Source organism: Streptomyces griseosporeus, from assembly GCF_014656055.1.
Lineage (GTDB): Bacteria > Actinomycetota > Actinomycetes > Streptomycetales > Streptomycetaceae > Streptomyces > Streptomyces griseosporeus.
Genome location: NZ_BNBR01000002.1, coordinates 603,412 through 620,322 on the forward strand (window position 1 = coordinate 603,412; position 16,911 = coordinate 620,322).

Here is a 16,911-nt window from a genome sequence, read left to right on the forward strand (position 1 = left end):
CCCTACTTCCGCATCACGGCGGGTTCGTGCCGGCGCAGCAGGCGGGACACGAGGAACGCGAAGACGGCCGGCAGCGCCAGCAGGACGGCCACGTTCCGCAGCCACGCCCCGGTCTCGTGGCGGAACAGGGGGTCCCCGGCGACGGGGTTGGCCGGGTTCGGGGAGAGTTCGATGGTGCCCGCCGCCGCGCCGAGCGACCAGCGGGAGGGCGACAGCCAGGCCACCTGCTCCATGCCGGGCACGCCGTTCAGCTTCAGTACGGCCCCGCAGAACACGACCTGCGCGATGGTCAGCAGCACCAGCAGCGGCATCGTCACCTCCTCCTTCGGCACCAGGGCCGAGACGAGCAGGCCGAGGGCCATCGCCGCGAAGGCCAGCAGGGACTCGACGACGACGAGTTCGGCGAGCGGAGGCAGCAGGACACCGCGTCCGCCGGGCGCGTGCAGGTCGACGCCGAGGAGGCCGACGAGGGTGAGCACCACCGCCTGGAGCACGGTGATCGTGCCGAGGACGAGCAGCTTGGAGGCGAGGTACGCCGATCTGGGCAGTCCGACGGCCCGTTCCCGCCGGTAGATCACCCGTTCCTTCACCAGTTCGCGGACGGCGTTGGCGGTGCCGATGAGCACCCCGCCGATGGTGAGGATGAGCAGGGCGTTCATCTCGGTCTGCCGGGTCAGCTCACCGCGGGTGACCGCGCGGAGCAGCACCCCCATGATGAACGGCAGCCCGATCATGGTGACGAGGAAGACCCGGTCGACACTGAGCACGGCCGTGTAGCGGCGTACCAGGGTGCTGAACTGGGCGGCCCAGCTGCGCGGCGGGGACGGCGGGGTGATGATCACCGGTCCTTCGCGGGGTCTGCGCGGCTGGACGACGGCGTCGGTGACGTACCGGCGGTACTCGGGCGCGAGGCGGTAGTCGCCGGCCCAGTCGCGCTGCCGGTCCGCCTCGAACGCCTCGAACGCCTCCGGCCAGGCGTCGAAGCCGAAGAAGGGCAGGGCGGCGGCGGGCGGCCCGAAGTAGGCGACCTTGCCGCCGGGGGCGAGCACGAGCAGCCGGTCGCACAGGTCCAGGCTGAGCACGCTGTGGGTGACGACGATGACGGTGCGGCCGTCGTCGGCGAGGCCGCGCAGCATCTGCATCACCGAACGGTCCATGCCGGGGTCGAGTCCGGAGGTCGGCTCGTCGAGGAAGAGCAGGGACGGCTTGGTGAGCAGTTCCAGGGCCACGCTGACGCGTTTGCGCTGCCCGCCGGAGAGGCTGTGCACGCGCTGTCCCGCGCGCTCTTCGAGGCCCAGTTCGCGCATCACCTCGTCGACGCGGGCCCGGCGCTCGGCGCGCTCGGTGTCCTCCGGGAAGCGCAGCTCGGCGGCGTAGGCGAGGGCGCTGCGGACGGTCAGCTGGACGTGCAGGATGTCGTCCTGCGGCACGAGCCCGATGCGCTGGCGCAGTTCGGCGTAGTCGCGGTAGAGGTCACGGCCGTCGTACAGGACGGTGCCGTGGTCGGCGGGGCGCTGCCCGGTGAGCGCGCCCAGCAGGGTGGACTTGCCGGCGCCGCTCGGGCCGACGACCGCGAGCAGGCACTTCTCCCCCACCGGGAAGGACACGTGGTCGAGGAGGACCTTGCGGCCGCGGTCGACGGCGACGGTCAGGTCCTGCACGTCGAGGGAGATCTCGCCGGTGTCGACGTACTCCTGGAGGCGGCCGTCGACGAGGCTGAAGGCGGAGTGGCCGATGCCGACGATGTCGCCGGGGGCGAGCGGGGCGCGGGTGACGCGCCGGCCGTTGAGGAAGGTGCCGTTGTGGCTGCCGACGTCGACGATCTCGTGGCCGCCGTCGGGCAGGGGCCGCAGTTCGGCGTGGCGGCGGGAGACGATCAGGTCGTCCACGACGAGGTCGTTGTCGTCGGCGCGGCCGATGCGCACGGTGCCCGGGGGCAGCCGGCGCTCGGTCGCGGGCTTCCGGAAGGTGCTGGTCAGGCCCGGCATGGAGACCGCGGAGGGGCGTTCGGGGCCCCGGACGGGCAGCGGTCCGGCGAGGACCGCGCGGGGTCCGTCCTGGGGATTGCCGAAGCGGATGACCGTACCGGGTCCGACGAAGCGGTCCTGGACGCGGCGGCCGTCGGCGTAGGTGCCGTTGGTGCTGCCCTCGTCGTGCAGGGTCCAGTGGTCGGCCTCGGGATGCAGGACGGCGTGGTGCCAGGAGACCCGGGCGTCGTTGAGGACGATGTCGGACAGGGGGTCGCGGCCGACGTGATAGTCGCGGACGGGAGCCATCACCGTGGAGCCCGTCTCGGTCTGGAGGACGAGCTCGGGTGCGCTGGAGAGGGCCGGCCGCTCCGCCATGCCAGGATTCTACCGATTTGTCCACATATATGCCTGGCGAGGGGATCTAGAGGCCGTGAGGCCAGGTCCTTGGGGCCTCGGCACGAACCGGCGGGCGGTCCGGGCGGCGGGGCCCGCCTCACGCCACGGGCATGGCCAGGCCGGCGGCCATCCGCTGCATGCGCAGCGCGTCGACGGACTCGGCGAGCAGCTCGTACTCGGTGGTGTCGTCACTGGCGGCGATCCGCACCAGCCGTCCGTCGGCCAGCTCGTCGGCGACCCGCTCCTGCTGGTCGGCGTCGGCACACCAGGCGCGCAGCACCCCCGGCACGTCGGGCACGGTGTCCGCGACCGGCACCAGAGCACCGGCCGGTAAGTGCCCGTCATCGGGGCTCGGGTCCAGGCGCTCCGCGATCCAGGAGGCCCGGTCGCGCAGCCACCACAGGGCGAGCGCCAGCGTGGGCGCCCGGTAGGTGCCGAGCGGGACGCCGATGCGGCGGCCGTCGCAGACGCCGTACGCCGTCACATGGCACAGGAACTCGTCGTGCACGTCTCACTCCCCCGAAGCGCGTCGCTCTCGCCGACCGGGTGTGGCCTGGCCTTCTGTGCGGCTCGTGTGCGGTGCACTACACCTTGTGTTCGAGTATGTTCACTCCTGAATCACTGTCACCATGCTTTTCCGGCCAGTCTCCTGGCATATTCACGGCCCTGGCTGGCCGGAACGTGACGGCCTCTCGCGCAGCTCGTCCGTGACCTGCGGCGCCGACCCGGGACGCATCACGAAGTCCGCCGCCCGCCGGGGCTGCTGAGCACCCCGGCGGGCGGCGGACGAGAGACGGACGACCGGCCGGTCGGTCACGCAGGGTCATGCGTTGGCCCGGAGAAGCGGGCCGACGGGGGGCCGATCCGGTCTGGCCCGAATCCGTCCGGCTAGCCCTTGATCACCGCGTCGATGCGGGACAGCTCGTCGTCGGAGAAGTCCAGGCCGCGGATGGCGGCGACGCTGTCCTCCAGCTGCTGCGGGCTGCTCGCGCCGACCAGCGCGGAGGTGACCCGGCCGCCGCGCAGCACCCAGGCCAGCGCCATCTGGGCCAGGGACTGACCGCGGGCACCGGCGATGTCGTTCAGCGCGCGCAGCCTGGCCACCAGGTCCTCGGTCACCGCGTCGGTGTCGAGGAACGGGCTGTCGCTCGCGGCGCGGGAGTCCTCCGGGATGCCGTCCAGGTAGCGGGCGGTGAGCAGGCCCTGCTCCAGCGGGGAGTAGGCGATGGAGCCGACCTGCAGCTCGTCGAGGGCGTCGAGCAGCCCCTCGTCCTCGGGGCGGCGGTCCAGCATCGAGTAGCGCGGCTGGTGGATCAGCAGCGGGGTGCCCAGCTCGCCGAGGATGCGGGCGGCCTCCCGGGTCTGCTCGGCCGAGTAGTTGGAGACGCCGACGTACAGCGCCTTGCCCTGCTGCACCGCGGAGTGCAGCGCGCCCATCGTCTCCTCCAGCGGAGTGTCCGGGTCCGGGCGGTGCGAGTAGAAGATGTCGACGTAGTCCAGGCCCATCCGGGTGAGGCTCTGGTCGAGCGAGGAGAGCAGGTACTTGCGGGAGCCCCACTCGCCGTACGGGCCGGGCCACATGAGGTAGCCGGCCTTGGTGGAGATGACCAGCTCGTCGCGGTAGCGGGCGAAGTCGGTCCTCAGGAACCCGCCGAGCGCCTCCTCGGCGGCGCCGGGCGGCGGGCCGTAGTTGTTCGCGAGGTCGAAGTGCGTGACGCCGAGGTCGAACGCGCGGCGCAGGATGGCCCGCTGGGTCTCGGCCGGCCGGTCCGGGCCGAAGTTGTGCCACAGTCCGAGCGACAGCGCGGGGAGCTTCAGTCCGCTGCGTCCGGTGCGCCGGTAGGGCATGTCCGCGTAGCGGTCGGGGTGTGCGGTGTACAACGCGACTCCATGAGGGGTGGGCACAGGGTCAGGTCCCCGTGATCAGCGTCCGTGGGACCGCTACCACTCTGGCCGGACCTGCGGCGATACGTCCAACAGAAGAATGCGATGGGATTCAGCGGGCCGGGCGATGAATGCGGTTAGGCTGCACCACCATGGAATTGCGCCAGCTCCAGCACTTCGTCGCGGTCGCCGAGGACCAGCATTTCACCCGGGCGGCCGAGCGGCTCATGGTGTCGCAGTCGGGTCTGTCCGCGTCCGTCCGCGCGCTGGAGCGGGAGCTGCAGACGCCGCTGTTCGTACGGACCACGCGCAGGGTGACGCTCACCGAGGCGGGGCGGGCCCTGCTCCGGGAGGCGGAACGGATCCTGGCGGGGGTGCGGGCGGCGCACGAGGCGGTGGCCGCCGTGCAGGGGGTGCTGCGCGGCACGCTGTCGCTGGGGACCGAGCAGTGCATCGCCGGCGTCGACGTGGCGGGGCTGCTGGCGGCGTTCCGGCACCGGCACCCGGATGTGGAGATCCGGCTGCGGCAGACCGGTTCGGCCGCGCTGGCCGAGGAGGTCGCGGCGGGGCGGCTGGACCTGGCCTTCGCCTACCGCACCGGCCCCGACACCGACCAGCTGCGCACCGTGGCGCTGGCCGGGGAGCCGACGACGGTCCTGTGCCATCCCAGCCACCGGCTCGCCGCGGCGGGGGCGGCGGTGACGCCCGACGACATCGCCGGGGAGGTCTTCGTCGACTTCCAGCAGGACTGGGGGCCGCGCCGGGCCACGGACGCCGCCTTCGCGCGGGCGGGGGTGCGGCGCACGGTCGCACTGGAGGTGAACGACGTGCACAGCCTGCTCGACCTGGTCGACCAGAACCTGGGCGTCGCCGTGGTACCGCGCCACTTCCGGCAGAAGCGCCCCTCGCTCAGCGCGCTGCCGCTCAAGGGCGTCGAGGAGGTCACCTACGAGACGGTCGCCCTGCTGCCGCCCGCCCAGGCGGCCAGTCCGGCGGCACGGGCGCTGATGGGGCTGCTCACGGGTTCCGCCGAGGGCTCGTGAAGGGCGACGCCACCGGGTCCCGCGCACTGGGCGGCAGGCTGCCGGCACCGTGTGCGGCGGGGGTTCCGGCACCATGAGCGGCAGAGTGCCGGCACTGTGAGCGGCGGGGTTCCAACACCGTGAGCGGCAGAGTGCCGGCATTGTGAGCGGCGGGGTTCCAACACCGTGACCGGCAGGCTGCCGGCACCGTGAGCGGCAGGGGTTCCGGCCCGCCCGGCGCATCCCGGCCACGCGGGCGGCGTTCCGCACGCATCGGCGGCCGTCATGCGGGATGGTGGACGGTATGCATGCGAAGGACATCCTCATCGACGGCTACGGCCGCATCCGGGAAGAAGTCCACGCGGCGGTGGAGGGGCTCGGCCCGGACGACCTCAACGCCCGCCCGACCGCCGAGACCAACTCGATCGCCTGGTTGATCTGGCACCTCACCCGGGTCCAGGACGACCACATCGCCGACGCCTTCGACCTGGACCAGGTGTGGCTCACCCAGGACTGGGAGAAACGCTTCGGCCTCGGCCTGCCGCGCCATGACACCGGCTACGGGCACAGCGCGGCGAAGGTCGGCAAGGTGCGCGTCGACTCGCGCGACCTGCTCACGGGGTACTACGACGCCGTCCACGAGCAGACGCTGCGGGCGCTGCGCGGGGTGAGCGCGGCGGACCTCGAACGCGTCGTGGACGAGCGCTGGGATCCGCCGGTCACGCTCGGCGTCCGGCTGGTCAGCGTCCTGTCCGACGATCTCCAGCACGTCGGACAGGCCGCCTATGTGCGCGGGCTGCTTCAGAGCGCGGTGGCGTAACCCGGCAGGACGACGTCCTCGATGAGGGCCTTGCGCTCGTCGAACGGGAGGAACGCGCTCTTGAGGGTGTTCACCGTGACCGTGCGCAGGTCCTCGACCGTCCAGCCCGCCTGCTCGACCAGCAGGGACATCTCGCGCGTCATCGTCGTACCGGACACCAGGCGGTTGTCGGTGTTCAGGGTGACGCGGAAGCCGAGGTCCTTCAGCGCGGTGATCGGGTGCTCGGCGATGGAGGTGGCGCAGCCGGTCTGGAGGTTGGAGGTGGGGCACATCTCCAGGGCGATCCGGCGGTCGCGGATCCAGGACGCGAGACGGCCCAGCTTGCCGTCGACGATGTCCTCGGTGATCCGCACACCGTGGCCGATGCGCTGGGCGCCGCACACCTGGAGCGCCTGGTGGATGCTGGGCAGCCCGTGCGCCTCGCCGGCGTGGATGGTGAACGGCACGCTCTCGCGGCGCAGGTGCTCGAAGGCGGCGAGGTGGTCGGCGGGCGGGAAGCCGTCCTCGGCGCCCGCTATGTCGAAGCCGACGACACCGGCGTCCCGGAAGGCGACGGCCAGGTCGGCGGCCTCGCGGACCCGGTCGAACATGCGCATGCCGCACAGCAGGGTGCCCACGTGGACGGGAGTGCCCGCGGCGGCGGCCTTCGCCATGCCGACGGCCAGGCCCTCCTGGACCGTCTCGACGACCTCGCTCATGGTCAGGTCGCCCCGGGTGTTCAGCTCGGGGGCGTAGCGCACCTCGGCGTAGACGACGCCGTCGGCGGCGAGGTCGAGGACGTACTCCTCGGCGGTGCGCAGCAGGCCCTCGCGGGTCTGCATCACGGCGAGGGTGTGCTCGAAGGTGGCGATGTAGCGGACCAGGTCGCCGGAGTTGGCGGCCTCGTAGAACCAGGCGGCCAGCTCGTCGGGGTCGGTGGTCGGCAGGGTGTGGCCGACCTCGGCGGCGAGCTCGACCAGGGTCGCGGGGCGCAGGCCGCCGTCGAGGTGGTCGTGCAGGACGGCCTTGGGGAGGCGGCGGAGGACATCGGCGTCTACGCGCGTAGCGTTCATGGTGCGGTCTTTCTTCGAGCGGGGCGGTACGAGGGAACGAGCGGCTGGAGGCTCAGCCGGCGGGCTGCAGCAGGTCCCAGCGGTTGCCGTAGAGGTCCTGGAAGACGGCGACCGTGCCGTACGGCTCGTGCCGCGGCTCCTCCAGGAAGGTCACGCCGGCGGCGGTCATGCGGGCGTGGTCGCGGGCGAAGTCGTCGGTGTGCAGGAAGAACCCGACGCGCCCGCCGGTCTGGTCGCCGACCCGGGCGGCCTGCGCCTCACCGCGGGCGCGGGCCAGCAGCAGTCCGGGGCCGCTGCCGGGTTCGCCGGGCTCCACGACGACCCAGCGGGAGCCGTCGGGCCGCGGCGCGTCCTCGGCGAGGCGGAAACCGAGGGCGTCCGTGTAGAAGCGGATCGCCTCGTCGTAGTCGTCGACGACGAGGGTGACCAGGGCGATGCGCTTCATCGGAACCTTTCGGGACTGCGGGGCGGACCGGCGCGGACCGCGGCGGGGCCGAGGCGGGGCCGGTTGACGGACGAGGTTATACGTAAAACCCCGCGGGTGCCAGTCCTGGCACGAGGTCTGGATCACAGGTGGTCGGGAGGGTGTGACCAGGCTTCGAGGCCGGGAGGCCGCTCGTACCCGAAGGCCGAGATCCAGGCCTTCTCGACGCCGTTCCTGGTCGGCACGTTCACCGGCCGGAACCGCCCGGCCAGCGACTCGTCGGCGGAGAAGGCGGTGCGGAACAGAATGTCGGAGACCGCCAGGGCGGCCGGGGCACCACTGGCGGCTTCGAGCGCGGCCCGCAGCGGGGCGGAGTCCAGCAGTCTGGACAGCGTGAGCATCTCCTGCCCCTGCCCCGCCTCCGGGCCCGGCGGCACCTTGGCGATGTGCAACGCGAGACGCAGTCTGATCGACCCGTCCTCGCGGAGGCCACGCACGGCCCGTTCCAGGCGGGCCAGCAACTCGCGGGCCGTCGTGGCGACCTCCGCTCCCGCCGCGAAGGCCATGATCCGCCCGTCGCTCCTGTCGATGCCGTCGTAGAACGTCAGGCTGCCGTCGTAGGGGCTGGCCTGCAACATCACTGTGTCCATGATGTCGCGGGCGACCGCCTGATCGATGTCGGACCTGTGGGCGAATCCCGCGATGTCCACGGCCAGGACGAGTTGATCGCGCTCGGTGTCCAGGGCGGCGGCGCGGATCCGGACGAGGTCGCCGATGCCGCTGTCCGGCTCGTCGTCGGCGGAGCGGGCGTCGCACCATCGTCTTCCGGCCTCCACGGCCCTCTCCGTCGCCTCCCGCTCCAGGTCGGTACGCCGGAGCAGGGGGTGCAGCACGCGTTCCGCGAACGGCTCCGTACCCTGTTCGTCCAGCCACAGGAATGCGCGTACGCAGGCCCTTCGTACATCCTCCCGAGTCAGGTCCCTGCGGGAGAGCAACTCGCCCAGGACGAACTGGGCGTGAGACCCCCGCCCGTGGCGGTCCAGCCATGTCAGAGCCATCTCCGTGACCTCGCGCGCCTCGCCCCTTGCGAGGTCGTCGCGCCGCAGGAGGGGCACGAGCGTGTACGCGGCTTCTTCGAACTCGTCCGACCTCAGCCGGTCGAGGGCATACGTCACGAACCGGCGCAGGTCATCCGGCGGCAGGTCGGCGCGGCGCAGCGCACTGCCGAACACGAGATGGATGTCGGCGGTCCGGCCTTGAGAGCCCAGCCAGTCGAGTGTCCGGTCCGTCAGGACGCGGACCTGCCGGGGCGACAAGTCGTGTCGTCTGAGGGCGGCTCTGAGTACGCTCCACGTCGACACGGTGCGCCCATGGGCCGTGAGCCACCTCAGCAGGTACGCCAGCAGCCGGTTCGACTCGGCCGCCGTCAAGTGGGGGCACTCCAGCAGCTCGCAAAGGACGAACTCTGTGCCCCGCGCCTCCTCGTGCGCCTCCAGCCATTGCAGCGCCACCCCGCACACCTGCGACGTTTGCCGGTGGGAGAGGTCCGGGTGCGCCAGCAGGGCGCGGAGGACGGGGCCCGCGTGCTCGGAGGATCCGTGCTCTCTCAGCCAGGCCATGGCCGCATTGATGGCGCCCCTGGTCCCGGCCGCGTCAAGGTCATTTCTCGTGAGCAGCTCATACAGGCGGCGGTCATCGACACCCAGCACCGCGGACGCCTGCCCACGCTCGCGGACCAGTCCCCGGAAACGCTCCGCCCACCGGGATTCGCCCTGCCTCTCCGCCGCACGGACGATGGCTTCGAGGTCCGCGGCCGTGGCATGGCGGGCCAGCGCGTCCCACAGGGAAGCGGGCGGGACCATGTCACGGCGGATCTCGCGTCCGTACTGCTCGATGTGTTCGGCGAGGCGGAAGTAACCCTCCGATACCCGGTCGTCGACGCCTCCCACCTCGAGGAGACCCGCCACGCTCAGCGTCTGGAGGGTGACCCCGCCCCTACCCCCGGACTCCTCGTCGGAGGTGCGCGGATACCCCCTGACCGCATCGACGAGCAACTCCCCCGGGATCACCGGACCGTGCCCGCAGCGCACGGCGTCGATGGCGGCGTCCACGTACCGGCGCACCGGCGGGGCAGCGGAGGTGTACCGCTCGATCGCCCCGGCACCCTCGGTGAGATAGGACAGCGACGCCGCGTCCCCCTGAGGTGACACGGGAACGGCAACCGCCATCTGGCACAGGTCACGCGCTCGCGGATGCCGGTCGGGCGAACGAGGCGGCGCGGCGGAGGTCAGGGTGTTCCAGGACTCCGTCCGCAGGGTGCCCAGCACCAGCACGGGCCCGTCGGCCGGATCCCGCAGGCGCCTGCGCAGCGCGGCCGCGACCCGCTCGCCACGCGGGTCGGGGGTGTCGTCGAGGAGATGACGCTCGGCGTCGCCCAGCCAGATCACCGTGCGGGCACCGATCCGGGCCGGGGTGCCGAGGGCCGCGTCCAGTTCGGCGCGGGAGCCGGGTGTCCACAGGAACCAGTCGTGCGGAAGGACGCGGATCGCTTCGCGGGCCGACCGGGTCTTGCCCGAGCCGGGCGGACCGACGAGCAGCACCAGCCGCGACACTCCGTCCGCACAGTCCCGTACCACGGTGCGCAGCAACGGGTCGTGGCTCCGCTCGACGTAGGGCGGCGACGCCGGGTCTTCGAGGCGGGTCACCGGCTGCCCGAGCCGCACGGGCGGGGTGGGCGGTGCCGCCCGGCGCTCCCGAAGGGCGCGCTCCCGCAGCTGGGTCAGGGCGGCCACCGTAGGCCCGGGATCAGACTCCGGCTCCGCCAGCAAGGCGAGGCGTTCCACCAGCCACGCGAAGCTGCCCCCGTCGGCCGGGAGGGTCCGCCCCAGCAACCAGTCGGACAGTGTGCTTCTGCTGAGGCGGACGTGTGGGGACGCCTCTGCGGCCGCTCTCACCAGCGCCGAGTACGGCGGGGTACCGGCCCTCCGGTACAGGTCCCGCAGAGCCTCGACGAACGCGCCGCGGTCCTGCTCCCGCACGCTGCCCAGGCGCGTCTGCAGCCGGAACACGACGACGGCCCCCGGCAGAGGGAGCTTGCGCTCGACCACGGCCACGCACGAGTCCAGCGGCTGGAGCCCCCCGGGCTTGTCCGAGTCGTCGACGACCAGCAGGAAGTCGACGGGAGACAGGACGATCGGCGTGCGCGGTGTCGTCGTGCGCGCCGCCTCCAGGACGCGCTGCCACGGGACATCGGTCTCCTTGCGTACCGTGACCCGGAGCGATGTATCGGACGTACGCCACACGACCTCGTGTACAGGCGGGTCGAAGGAATCCGGCGGCCCTTCGAGGTCGATGCCGGCCTCGGACGACATCCAGGACGCGAGGTCCGCGATCACAGCGTCAGGGGTGAGACCGCCGGGCCGCGCACGTAGGCCGTCGAAGAGCGTGTGGCGGTGCGGCCAGCCGCCCAGCGGGGCCGGGAGCCGGTCGTAGACGTAGCAAATCAGTTGCCCTAGCAGGACCCGGGTGTCGGTCAGCGCCCGCTCCGAGACGGGCGGCACGTACAACGGCCGCAGCTGCGCGTGTACGGCCTCGTAGACCGCTTCCGCCTCGGAGAGGTCGACCGGTCGTGTCGTGCCGACGCCCTCCGCCGCCCGCGCGCCCCGTTCCTCCCGCACCGTGGTGGCGGTCTCCGCGAACGGCTCGCTCTGTGCCGGGACCAGCTGGGCCGCCAGCGGGTCGTGGCGTACGGCCGCGACGCCGCCCGGGGCGTACGGGTGGGCGGCGGCATGGCGGCTGAAGGCGGCCCGCACGCGCCAGACGTCGTGGGTGGTGAGGTGGGTCCGCAGCCGGGCACGGGCGGGGCCGGCGAGCACCAGCAGCGGCTCCCCCTCGGTGTCCCGCCGTACGGTGAACAGCCCGCTGGTGAGCAGTTCGGCGAGGTCGGCGTACCGGGCCTCGGGCACGGCCTCCTCGCGCAGGATGTGCAGCAGGGAGAGCGGCAGGTCGGGAAGGCCGGAGCAGAGGACGGCCAGGCGTACCGCCGGGGCCGGGGCGGTGAGGGTGAAGGCGTCGGCGAGCCGCTCCGGGTCGGTCTGCCGCGCGGGGGCGGGCCCGTTGTGCGCCGTAGGCGGGCGGCCGGTCGCGGGGATGAGCACCGCGTCGCAGCCCCGGGGGTCGGTGCGCATGAGCGTGCTCGCCCAGGCGCCCAGCGAGTGCGGGGCGCAGGAGACGACGGGCAGCGCGGACCAGGTTCCCTGCGGGTCTGTCTGGTCGTGGGCACGCAGCCGGGGCGGCAGGCGGAAGCGGAGGGCGCTGTTGGGCTCGCCCGCCCGGTCCGCGGTGACGCGTACGGCCGGCAGGTTCAGGGCGGAGCGGCGCCACAGACGCGGCGGAAGGGGATCGAGCAGGGCCACGGGGAGCAGGGCGCCCCAGTCGCGGAGCATGAGCCAGGGGACGGGGCTGTACCAGCCCGCCGCCGCGCAGTCGGAGACCAGCAGGACAAGGCGTCTGCCGCCGGTGCCGCTGCCGTGGTGCGGGACGCGGTCGCGGGGGACCTCGCTGCCGAGGTGGTCGCGCACCGTCGGCTCGTCGCCGTGCCACTCCAGGCGCCAGGTGTGGACGGCCCGGAAGCCGCCCATGGTGGCGAGGAGCCGGGTGACGGCCCGGGTGGTCTCGTCCCACACGCTCATGGACAGTGCCGAGTCCACGACGACGACCGCTTCGAACCAGGCTTCCGGAGCGGGCCGGAACAGCGGGACGAGGGGTCCGCCGCGCGCGTAGTGCTCGACGGTGGCGTCGATGTCCAGCAGGCCGCGTGCGCCGCGGCGCCAGGGCCGGCGGAAGGGCTGGACGGCCCGGCCGACGGCGAGCGCGTCCGGCAGGGGGCCCGCGCGGCCCAGCGACAGCGGCGTGCCGCGTACCGTGCTGCCCGTCCCGGGCCGCCGGACGGAGAGTTCCGCGTTCCTCGTGCCGGTGGCGCCGGCGTCCTCGGGGGGCGGGGGTGGGACCTGCTCGGGCGGCCGTGGTGGGTCGGGGTGGCCGGCGGCCTCGGTGGCGGGTGCGGACCGCGGCGGGGCCGGGCCGCGGTCCGTGGTGCCCGAGGCGGCGAGCCACAGGGCGTCGGCGAGGCCGCGCGCGTCCGTGCCGGGAGGCAGCGCGGCGTTGCCGAGGGCCCGGAGGAGCCGGCTGAGCGCGTCAGACACGGGACAGCTCACGCAGGAGCAGCTCGCGCAGTTCCTCGTACTGCCGGCCCTGCGGCGCCTGGTCGCCGGTGAGCAGGGCCACGGCGTTGAGCAGCTGGTCGACGGCGAGGTGCTCGCCCGCCTCGACCCGTTCGGCGAACTCGTCCACGAGCTGCCGTGCGCCCTCGGGGATCCCCTCGAAGTGGGCCTGGACGATGCCGGTGAGGAAGTCCCCGGTGAGGGCGGGCATGGCGAAGCGGATGCAGCGCCGCAGGAACGCCGGGGAGAAGTCGCGTTCGCCGTTGCTGGTGAGCAGGATGAACGGGAACTGGGTGCATTCGACCCGCCCCCGCTGGACGAGGTGCTTCGTGTCGCTGTCCCACTGGCGGACCATGACCCGCGGCTTGCGGTAGCGCACGAGTTCGGGGATCTCGAAGGCGCCTCGTTCCAGCACTTCCAGGAGGTCGCTGGGCAGGTCGAGGTCGCTCTTGTCGATCTCGTCGACCAGCAGGGCGCGGGGCCGCTCGGCGGGCAGCAGGGCGGTGCCGAGCGGGCCGAGCTGCAGGAAGGGCCCGATGTCGTCGCGGTCGCGGCCACGGGCGTGGCCCCGGCCGGGCCGTCCCTGCGATCGGTGGGGGGTGCTCGTGCGCAGGCTCTGTGCGTGGATGCGGCCCAGTGCGTCGTACCGGTAGAGGGCGTCGGTCAGCGAGCTGCGGGAGGTGATGTGCCAGCGCAGCACGGGCCCGAGCCGGAGTTCGTGGGCCACCTGCTCGATGACGGTGGACTTGCCGGACCCGGCGGGTCCGGTGACGAGGAGGGGGCGCCGCAGGTGCAGGGCCGCGTTCACCGCGTCGGCGAGACCGGGCGGCGGCTGGTACTGCCGGTGCTGCGGCGTGCGCGGGAACGTACGCCAGGGCGGCGGCGGGGACAGCGTGGTGCTGTGCTCCTCGCCGTCACCGCGGTAGTAGGGCTTCCAGGTCACTGTTCCTCCTCCGGGCCGGCCACGACGCGCTGCTCGAACGGGCGGCAGAACTCCAGCCAGACCTCGTCGTGCCAGACCGCGCGCAGATCGCCGAGACAGGATCGGCACGTGTGGTCCGCGGCCCACCGCGTGCGGTAGGCCTCGGCGAATCCGGCGGGCAGGCTCCTCCAGTGGTGCTCCACCTGGGCCCGCAGCCGTACGTCGTCGAAGCGGGCGTCGGGGCGCGGCCACAGGATGATCGGCGCGTACGGCAGCAGTTGCTCGAGGACGTCCTGCAGGGCGTCGGGGTGGTGGTCGAGCCCGACGGCGGTGTCGTACCGGCCCGTCTCCAGGTCCTGCTCGAAACGCGGCCGGTCCCGCAGGACGGACGCCCCGATCCACTCCACCGGCACGCTCGCGCACGCGGCCATGTCCCGCAGCGCCTTGCGGGCCGCGTCGTTCATCTCGGCGTTCTCCTCCATCGGGTCCATACGGCCGCTCCAGCGCACGACCACGGTGTGGTTGACGCCCAGCCTGCGCCGGCCGACCCGGTCCTCCTCGGGCTGCCAGGAGGCGAGCAGGTGGGCGGGGGCGGCGACGTCCACGTTGACCAGCTGTTCCGGGGCGGGCAGCCGCCGGCGCGCCCAGTTCAGGGCGGTCCCGATGGCCAGGCCCACCCCTCGCTGGTCGGCGGACTCGCAGCGGAACCGCTCGTGCACGGGGAGGGGCTCGCCGCTGCCGACCAGCCAGGCGTCCACCTCGTCCGGCCAGTCGGTCAGCGCGCCGGCGAGGCTGACGACCAGGCGCAGTTCGCCCTGCTCGCGCCTGCGGGCCAACTCGGTCAGGGCGTCGTTGAATTCCGTCACCACGCCGTGCCGCCGGGCCCATTCCCGCAGCCGGGCGTCCACCTCGTCGCGCGGGGCCAGCAGGGCGAGCGCCGCCACGAGGCGCGCGGGCGCCTTCCACGGGGACTCGTCGACCTTCGTCGCGCGGAGAGCCGCGTACTCGACGAGGTCGCGCAGCAGGTCGGGGCCCTCGGCGGACGGGGGCAGACCGGCCAACTGACGCGCCGTGCGGAGGAGTCCGCTGTTCAGTACCTCGGCGAACACGGTGTTGAGGAGGGCGACGAGGTCGCAGCATCCGAGGAGTGTCGCCAGCACGTCGGTGACCCGGTCCCGCCAGAGCGGGTCGGCGCCCTCCGTCACGTCCGCGAGCCGGGCGAAGGTGTGGAGTTCGTCGAGCGCGGAACGCGTCAGTCGGGCCGGGAGGCGGGTGCCGGCCCGCCACAGGGTCACGGCTTCCTCCAGGTCCGCCCGTCCCGCCGCTCCCACGGCGCCTCCCCCGGCGCCCGGCGCGGGCAGCGCGTTGCGGGCGAGCCACAGCCCGTCGGCGGCGTAGGGGTCGCTGTCGTACTCGAACCTGCCGACGACCTGTCCGACGACGCGGCCGCGTAACTCCTCGGTGAGCCGGGCGTCCGGGTACACGAGCGGACCGGCGCCGGTCAGTCCGTCGCGCAACACGTCGACGAGGGCGAACGTCAGGCGCATGTCGCGGGCGGCCTGGTCCGCCGCGGCCGCGGTGAGGACGGACAGCCGCGCACGGCCGGCGCGCATCCCGCCGGCGATGCCGCGCGCGTCCGGCACGGCGCCGGCCGCGTGGCAGGTGTCCACCAGGGCGATGACGCCCTCGACCCCCGGCTCGTCGACGGCTGTGGTGAGCAACTGGCCCACCGGAACAGCGGATCCGATGCTGCCGGTCTCGGACTCGGCGACCATGTAGTACAGGTCGGTCTGCTGGGGTGCGGTGAAGCCGTGCCCCAGCAGCGCCACCACGAGTACCGCGTTGTCGTCCCGGGCGCGGCACACCGCCTCGCGCAGGGCGGTACGGACGTCCTCGGGTGTCAGCTCGGCGCCCACCAGCAGGGACGGGTGATCGCCGGTCCGGACCGCGCACGCTCCGAGGGCGGGGTCGGTGAGCACGGCGTGCAGACCGTGGGCGGCCTCCTCCAGCCGGGCCAGCTCGCCCATCGCCCTGCTCTGCGCGCCCACCACCAGGACGTGCCGGCGTTGCTCCCAGGTCACTTCTTCAGCGCCTCGACGAGGGGGCCGGCGACGGCCGGCTGCCGCAGGTACTTCGTGGCCGTGTGCACCCACACACCGTCGGAGTCGACCCGGGCGGTCACGGGCAGGACGCCCGAGGCGTTGGGCAGCATCCAGTTCCGGATGCGCGGTCTGCCCACCACGATGTCGTCGCGGTCCCAGAAGTTCAGCCACCGCTCCACCCGGTCGGGGGTGCGGGGCGGCCGCGGCACCAGCCGTTGCAGTACGGCCGCGCCGGTGGCCAGCGGTGAGCCGAGGGTCATCAGCAGCGGGACGGGGCCATGGTGGCCGCTCAGCGCCTCGAACGCCACGACGGTGCCGAGGGAGTGGCTCACCACGATCAGCGGCCGGGCGGGGTCCGTCCCGCGCAGCACCCGCTCCCGGATCCGCTCGTCCAGCGTGCGCCCGGACCCGTCCGCCTCGCGCCTGGCGAGGTAGCGCCCGACCTGGGACAGCTGCCCCAGCAGCGGCAGACCGCTCGCCCACTGCGCGCTCCCGCGCAGCCCCGGCAGTTGCAGCAGGGTCGTCAGCACTCTGCCCAGGACCCGCACCGGAGCCGCCACGCCCTGGGTCTGGCCGTCGCCCCGGGGAAGCTGCGCCCGGGCGTCCTCGGTCACGGCCCACGCCCGCCGGTCGCCCCGCTCCTCGGCCTGCCGGGCCAGTTCGTCGACGAGCGCCTCGACGAACTCCTCCAGGAAAGCGGCGTCCTGCCGGCCGTCGGGGTCCGTCGGCTGGTCCCCTTGGGCCGTGGGGTCGGTGAACAGGTCGCTGTAGTCGGCGAACCGGACGTCCGCCAGCCAGCCCTGGGTCAGTCCCGAGACCACGTCCGCGTGCCCGGCGGCGCGGGCTCCCGCGGCCAGCGCCTCCAGCCACGCGCGGCGTTCCCGCTCCGCGTCACGGATGCCTCCGATGCCGTGCACGAACACGAGTTGAGCAGCGCCCGGACCGCCCACCTGACCCCCCGTACCCCCTGTGCCCGATCACGTGGCCCTCACCCTAAGCCACCGCCCGCCCCCTCAGCAGGGGAATCGGCCGACATCCGGCACGGCCCGCCGCCTTCGCGGCAGGGCCCGTTTCCCGCACGGCAACACCCGGGGCAA

11 protein-coding genes are annotated in these 16,911 nt (G+C 73.3%); 2 read left to right on the top strand and 9 right to left on the bottom strand.

The window, feature by feature from the left end:
* Positions 1 to 2: 2 nt before the first annotated feature.
* The 3 genes from IE308_RS11745 to mgrA all read right to left on the bottom strand — a co-directional run bounded on the left by IE308_RS11745 (position 3) and on the right by mgrA (position 4,247).
* Positions 3 to 2,345: an FHA domain-containing protein gene (locus IE308_RS11745; RefSeq protein ID WP_110626303.1), complete on the bottom strand. Its 2,343-nt coding sequence runs from the start codon at positions 2,343 to 2,345 to the stop codon at positions 3 to 5.
* Positions 2,346 to 2,463: 118 nt separating this feature from the next.
* The gene (locus IE308_RS11750; protein ID WP_190217830.1) at positions 2,464 to 2,874 is read right to left on the bottom strand and encodes a hypothetical protein; all 411 of its coding nucleotides are present in this window, start codon (positions 2,872 to 2,874) and stop codon (positions 2,464 to 2,466) included.
* Positions 2,875 to 3,254: 380 nt separating this feature from the next.
* The gene (gene mgrA, locus IE308_RS11755) at positions 3,255 to 4,247 is read right to left on the bottom strand and encodes an L-glyceraldehyde 3-phosphate reductase (protein WP_190217831.1); all 993 of its coding nucleotides are present in this window, start codon (positions 4,245 to 4,247) and stop codon (positions 3,255 to 3,257) included.
* 155 nt (positions 4,248 to 4,402) lie between these two features.
* Between mgrA and IE308_RS11760 the strand changes: the two genes are divergently transcribed.
* Both IE308_RS11760 and IE308_RS11765 read left to right on the top strand, forming a co-directional pair.
* The gene (locus IE308_RS11760) at positions 4,403 to 5,293 is read left to right on the top strand and encodes a LysR family transcriptional regulator (protein ID WP_190217832.1); all 891 of its coding nucleotides are present in this window, start codon (positions 4,403 to 4,405) and stop codon (positions 5,291 to 5,293) included.
* 283 nt (positions 5,294 to 5,576) lie between these two features.
* Positions 5,577 to 6,092, top strand: coding sequence for a mycothiol transferase (locus IE308_RS11765; protein ID WP_110626307.1), 516 nt, complete (start codon positions 5,577 to 5,579; stop codon positions 6,090 to 6,092).
* On the opposite strand, the gene IE308_RS11770 is transcribed toward IE308_RS11765, so the two are convergent.
* The 6 genes from IE308_RS11770 to IE308_RS11795 form a co-directional block, all read right to left on the bottom strand.
* Complete coding sequence (locus IE308_RS11770; protein ID WP_190217833.1) at positions 6,074 to 7,144, bottom strand: adenosine deaminase; 1,071 nt, start codon at positions 7,142 to 7,144, stop codon at positions 6,074 to 6,076. The genes IE308_RS11765 and IE308_RS11770 overlap by 19 nt on opposite strands.
* Before the next feature lie 52 nt (positions 7,145 to 7,196).
* Complete coding sequence (locus IE308_RS11775; RefSeq protein WP_110626309.1) at positions 7,197 to 7,589, bottom strand: VOC family protein; 393 nt, start codon at positions 7,587 to 7,589, stop codon at positions 7,197 to 7,199.
* 122 nt (positions 7,590 to 7,711) lie between these two features.
* Positions 7,712 to 12,772, bottom strand: a complete 5,061-nt coding sequence (locus IE308_RS11780) for an ATP-binding protein (RefSeq protein ID WP_190217834.1) — start codon at positions 12,770 to 12,772, stop codon at positions 7,712 to 7,714.
* The gene (locus IE308_RS11785) at positions 12,765 to 13,733 is read right to left on the bottom strand and encodes an AAA family ATPase (RefSeq protein ID WP_190217835.1); all 969 of its coding nucleotides are present in this window, start codon (positions 13,731 to 13,733) and stop codon (positions 12,765 to 12,767) included. Before IE308_RS11785 ends, IE308_RS11780 begins: the two co-directional genes overlap by 8 nt.
* Complete coding sequence (locus tag IE308_RS11790; RefSeq protein WP_229908835.1) at positions 13,730 to 15,793, bottom strand: vWA-MoxR associated conflict system protein; 2,064 nt, start codon at positions 15,791 to 15,793, stop codon at positions 13,730 to 13,732. Before IE308_RS11790 ends, IE308_RS11785 begins: the two co-directional genes overlap by 4 nt.
* Entirely contained in the window at positions 15,790 to 16,731 is a 942-nt protein-coding gene (locus IE308_RS11795) for a hypothetical protein (RefSeq protein WP_308440096.1), read from the bottom strand. Before IE308_RS11795 ends, IE308_RS11790 begins: the two co-directional genes overlap by 4 nt.
* Positions 16,732 to 16,911: the final 180 nt, after the last annotated feature.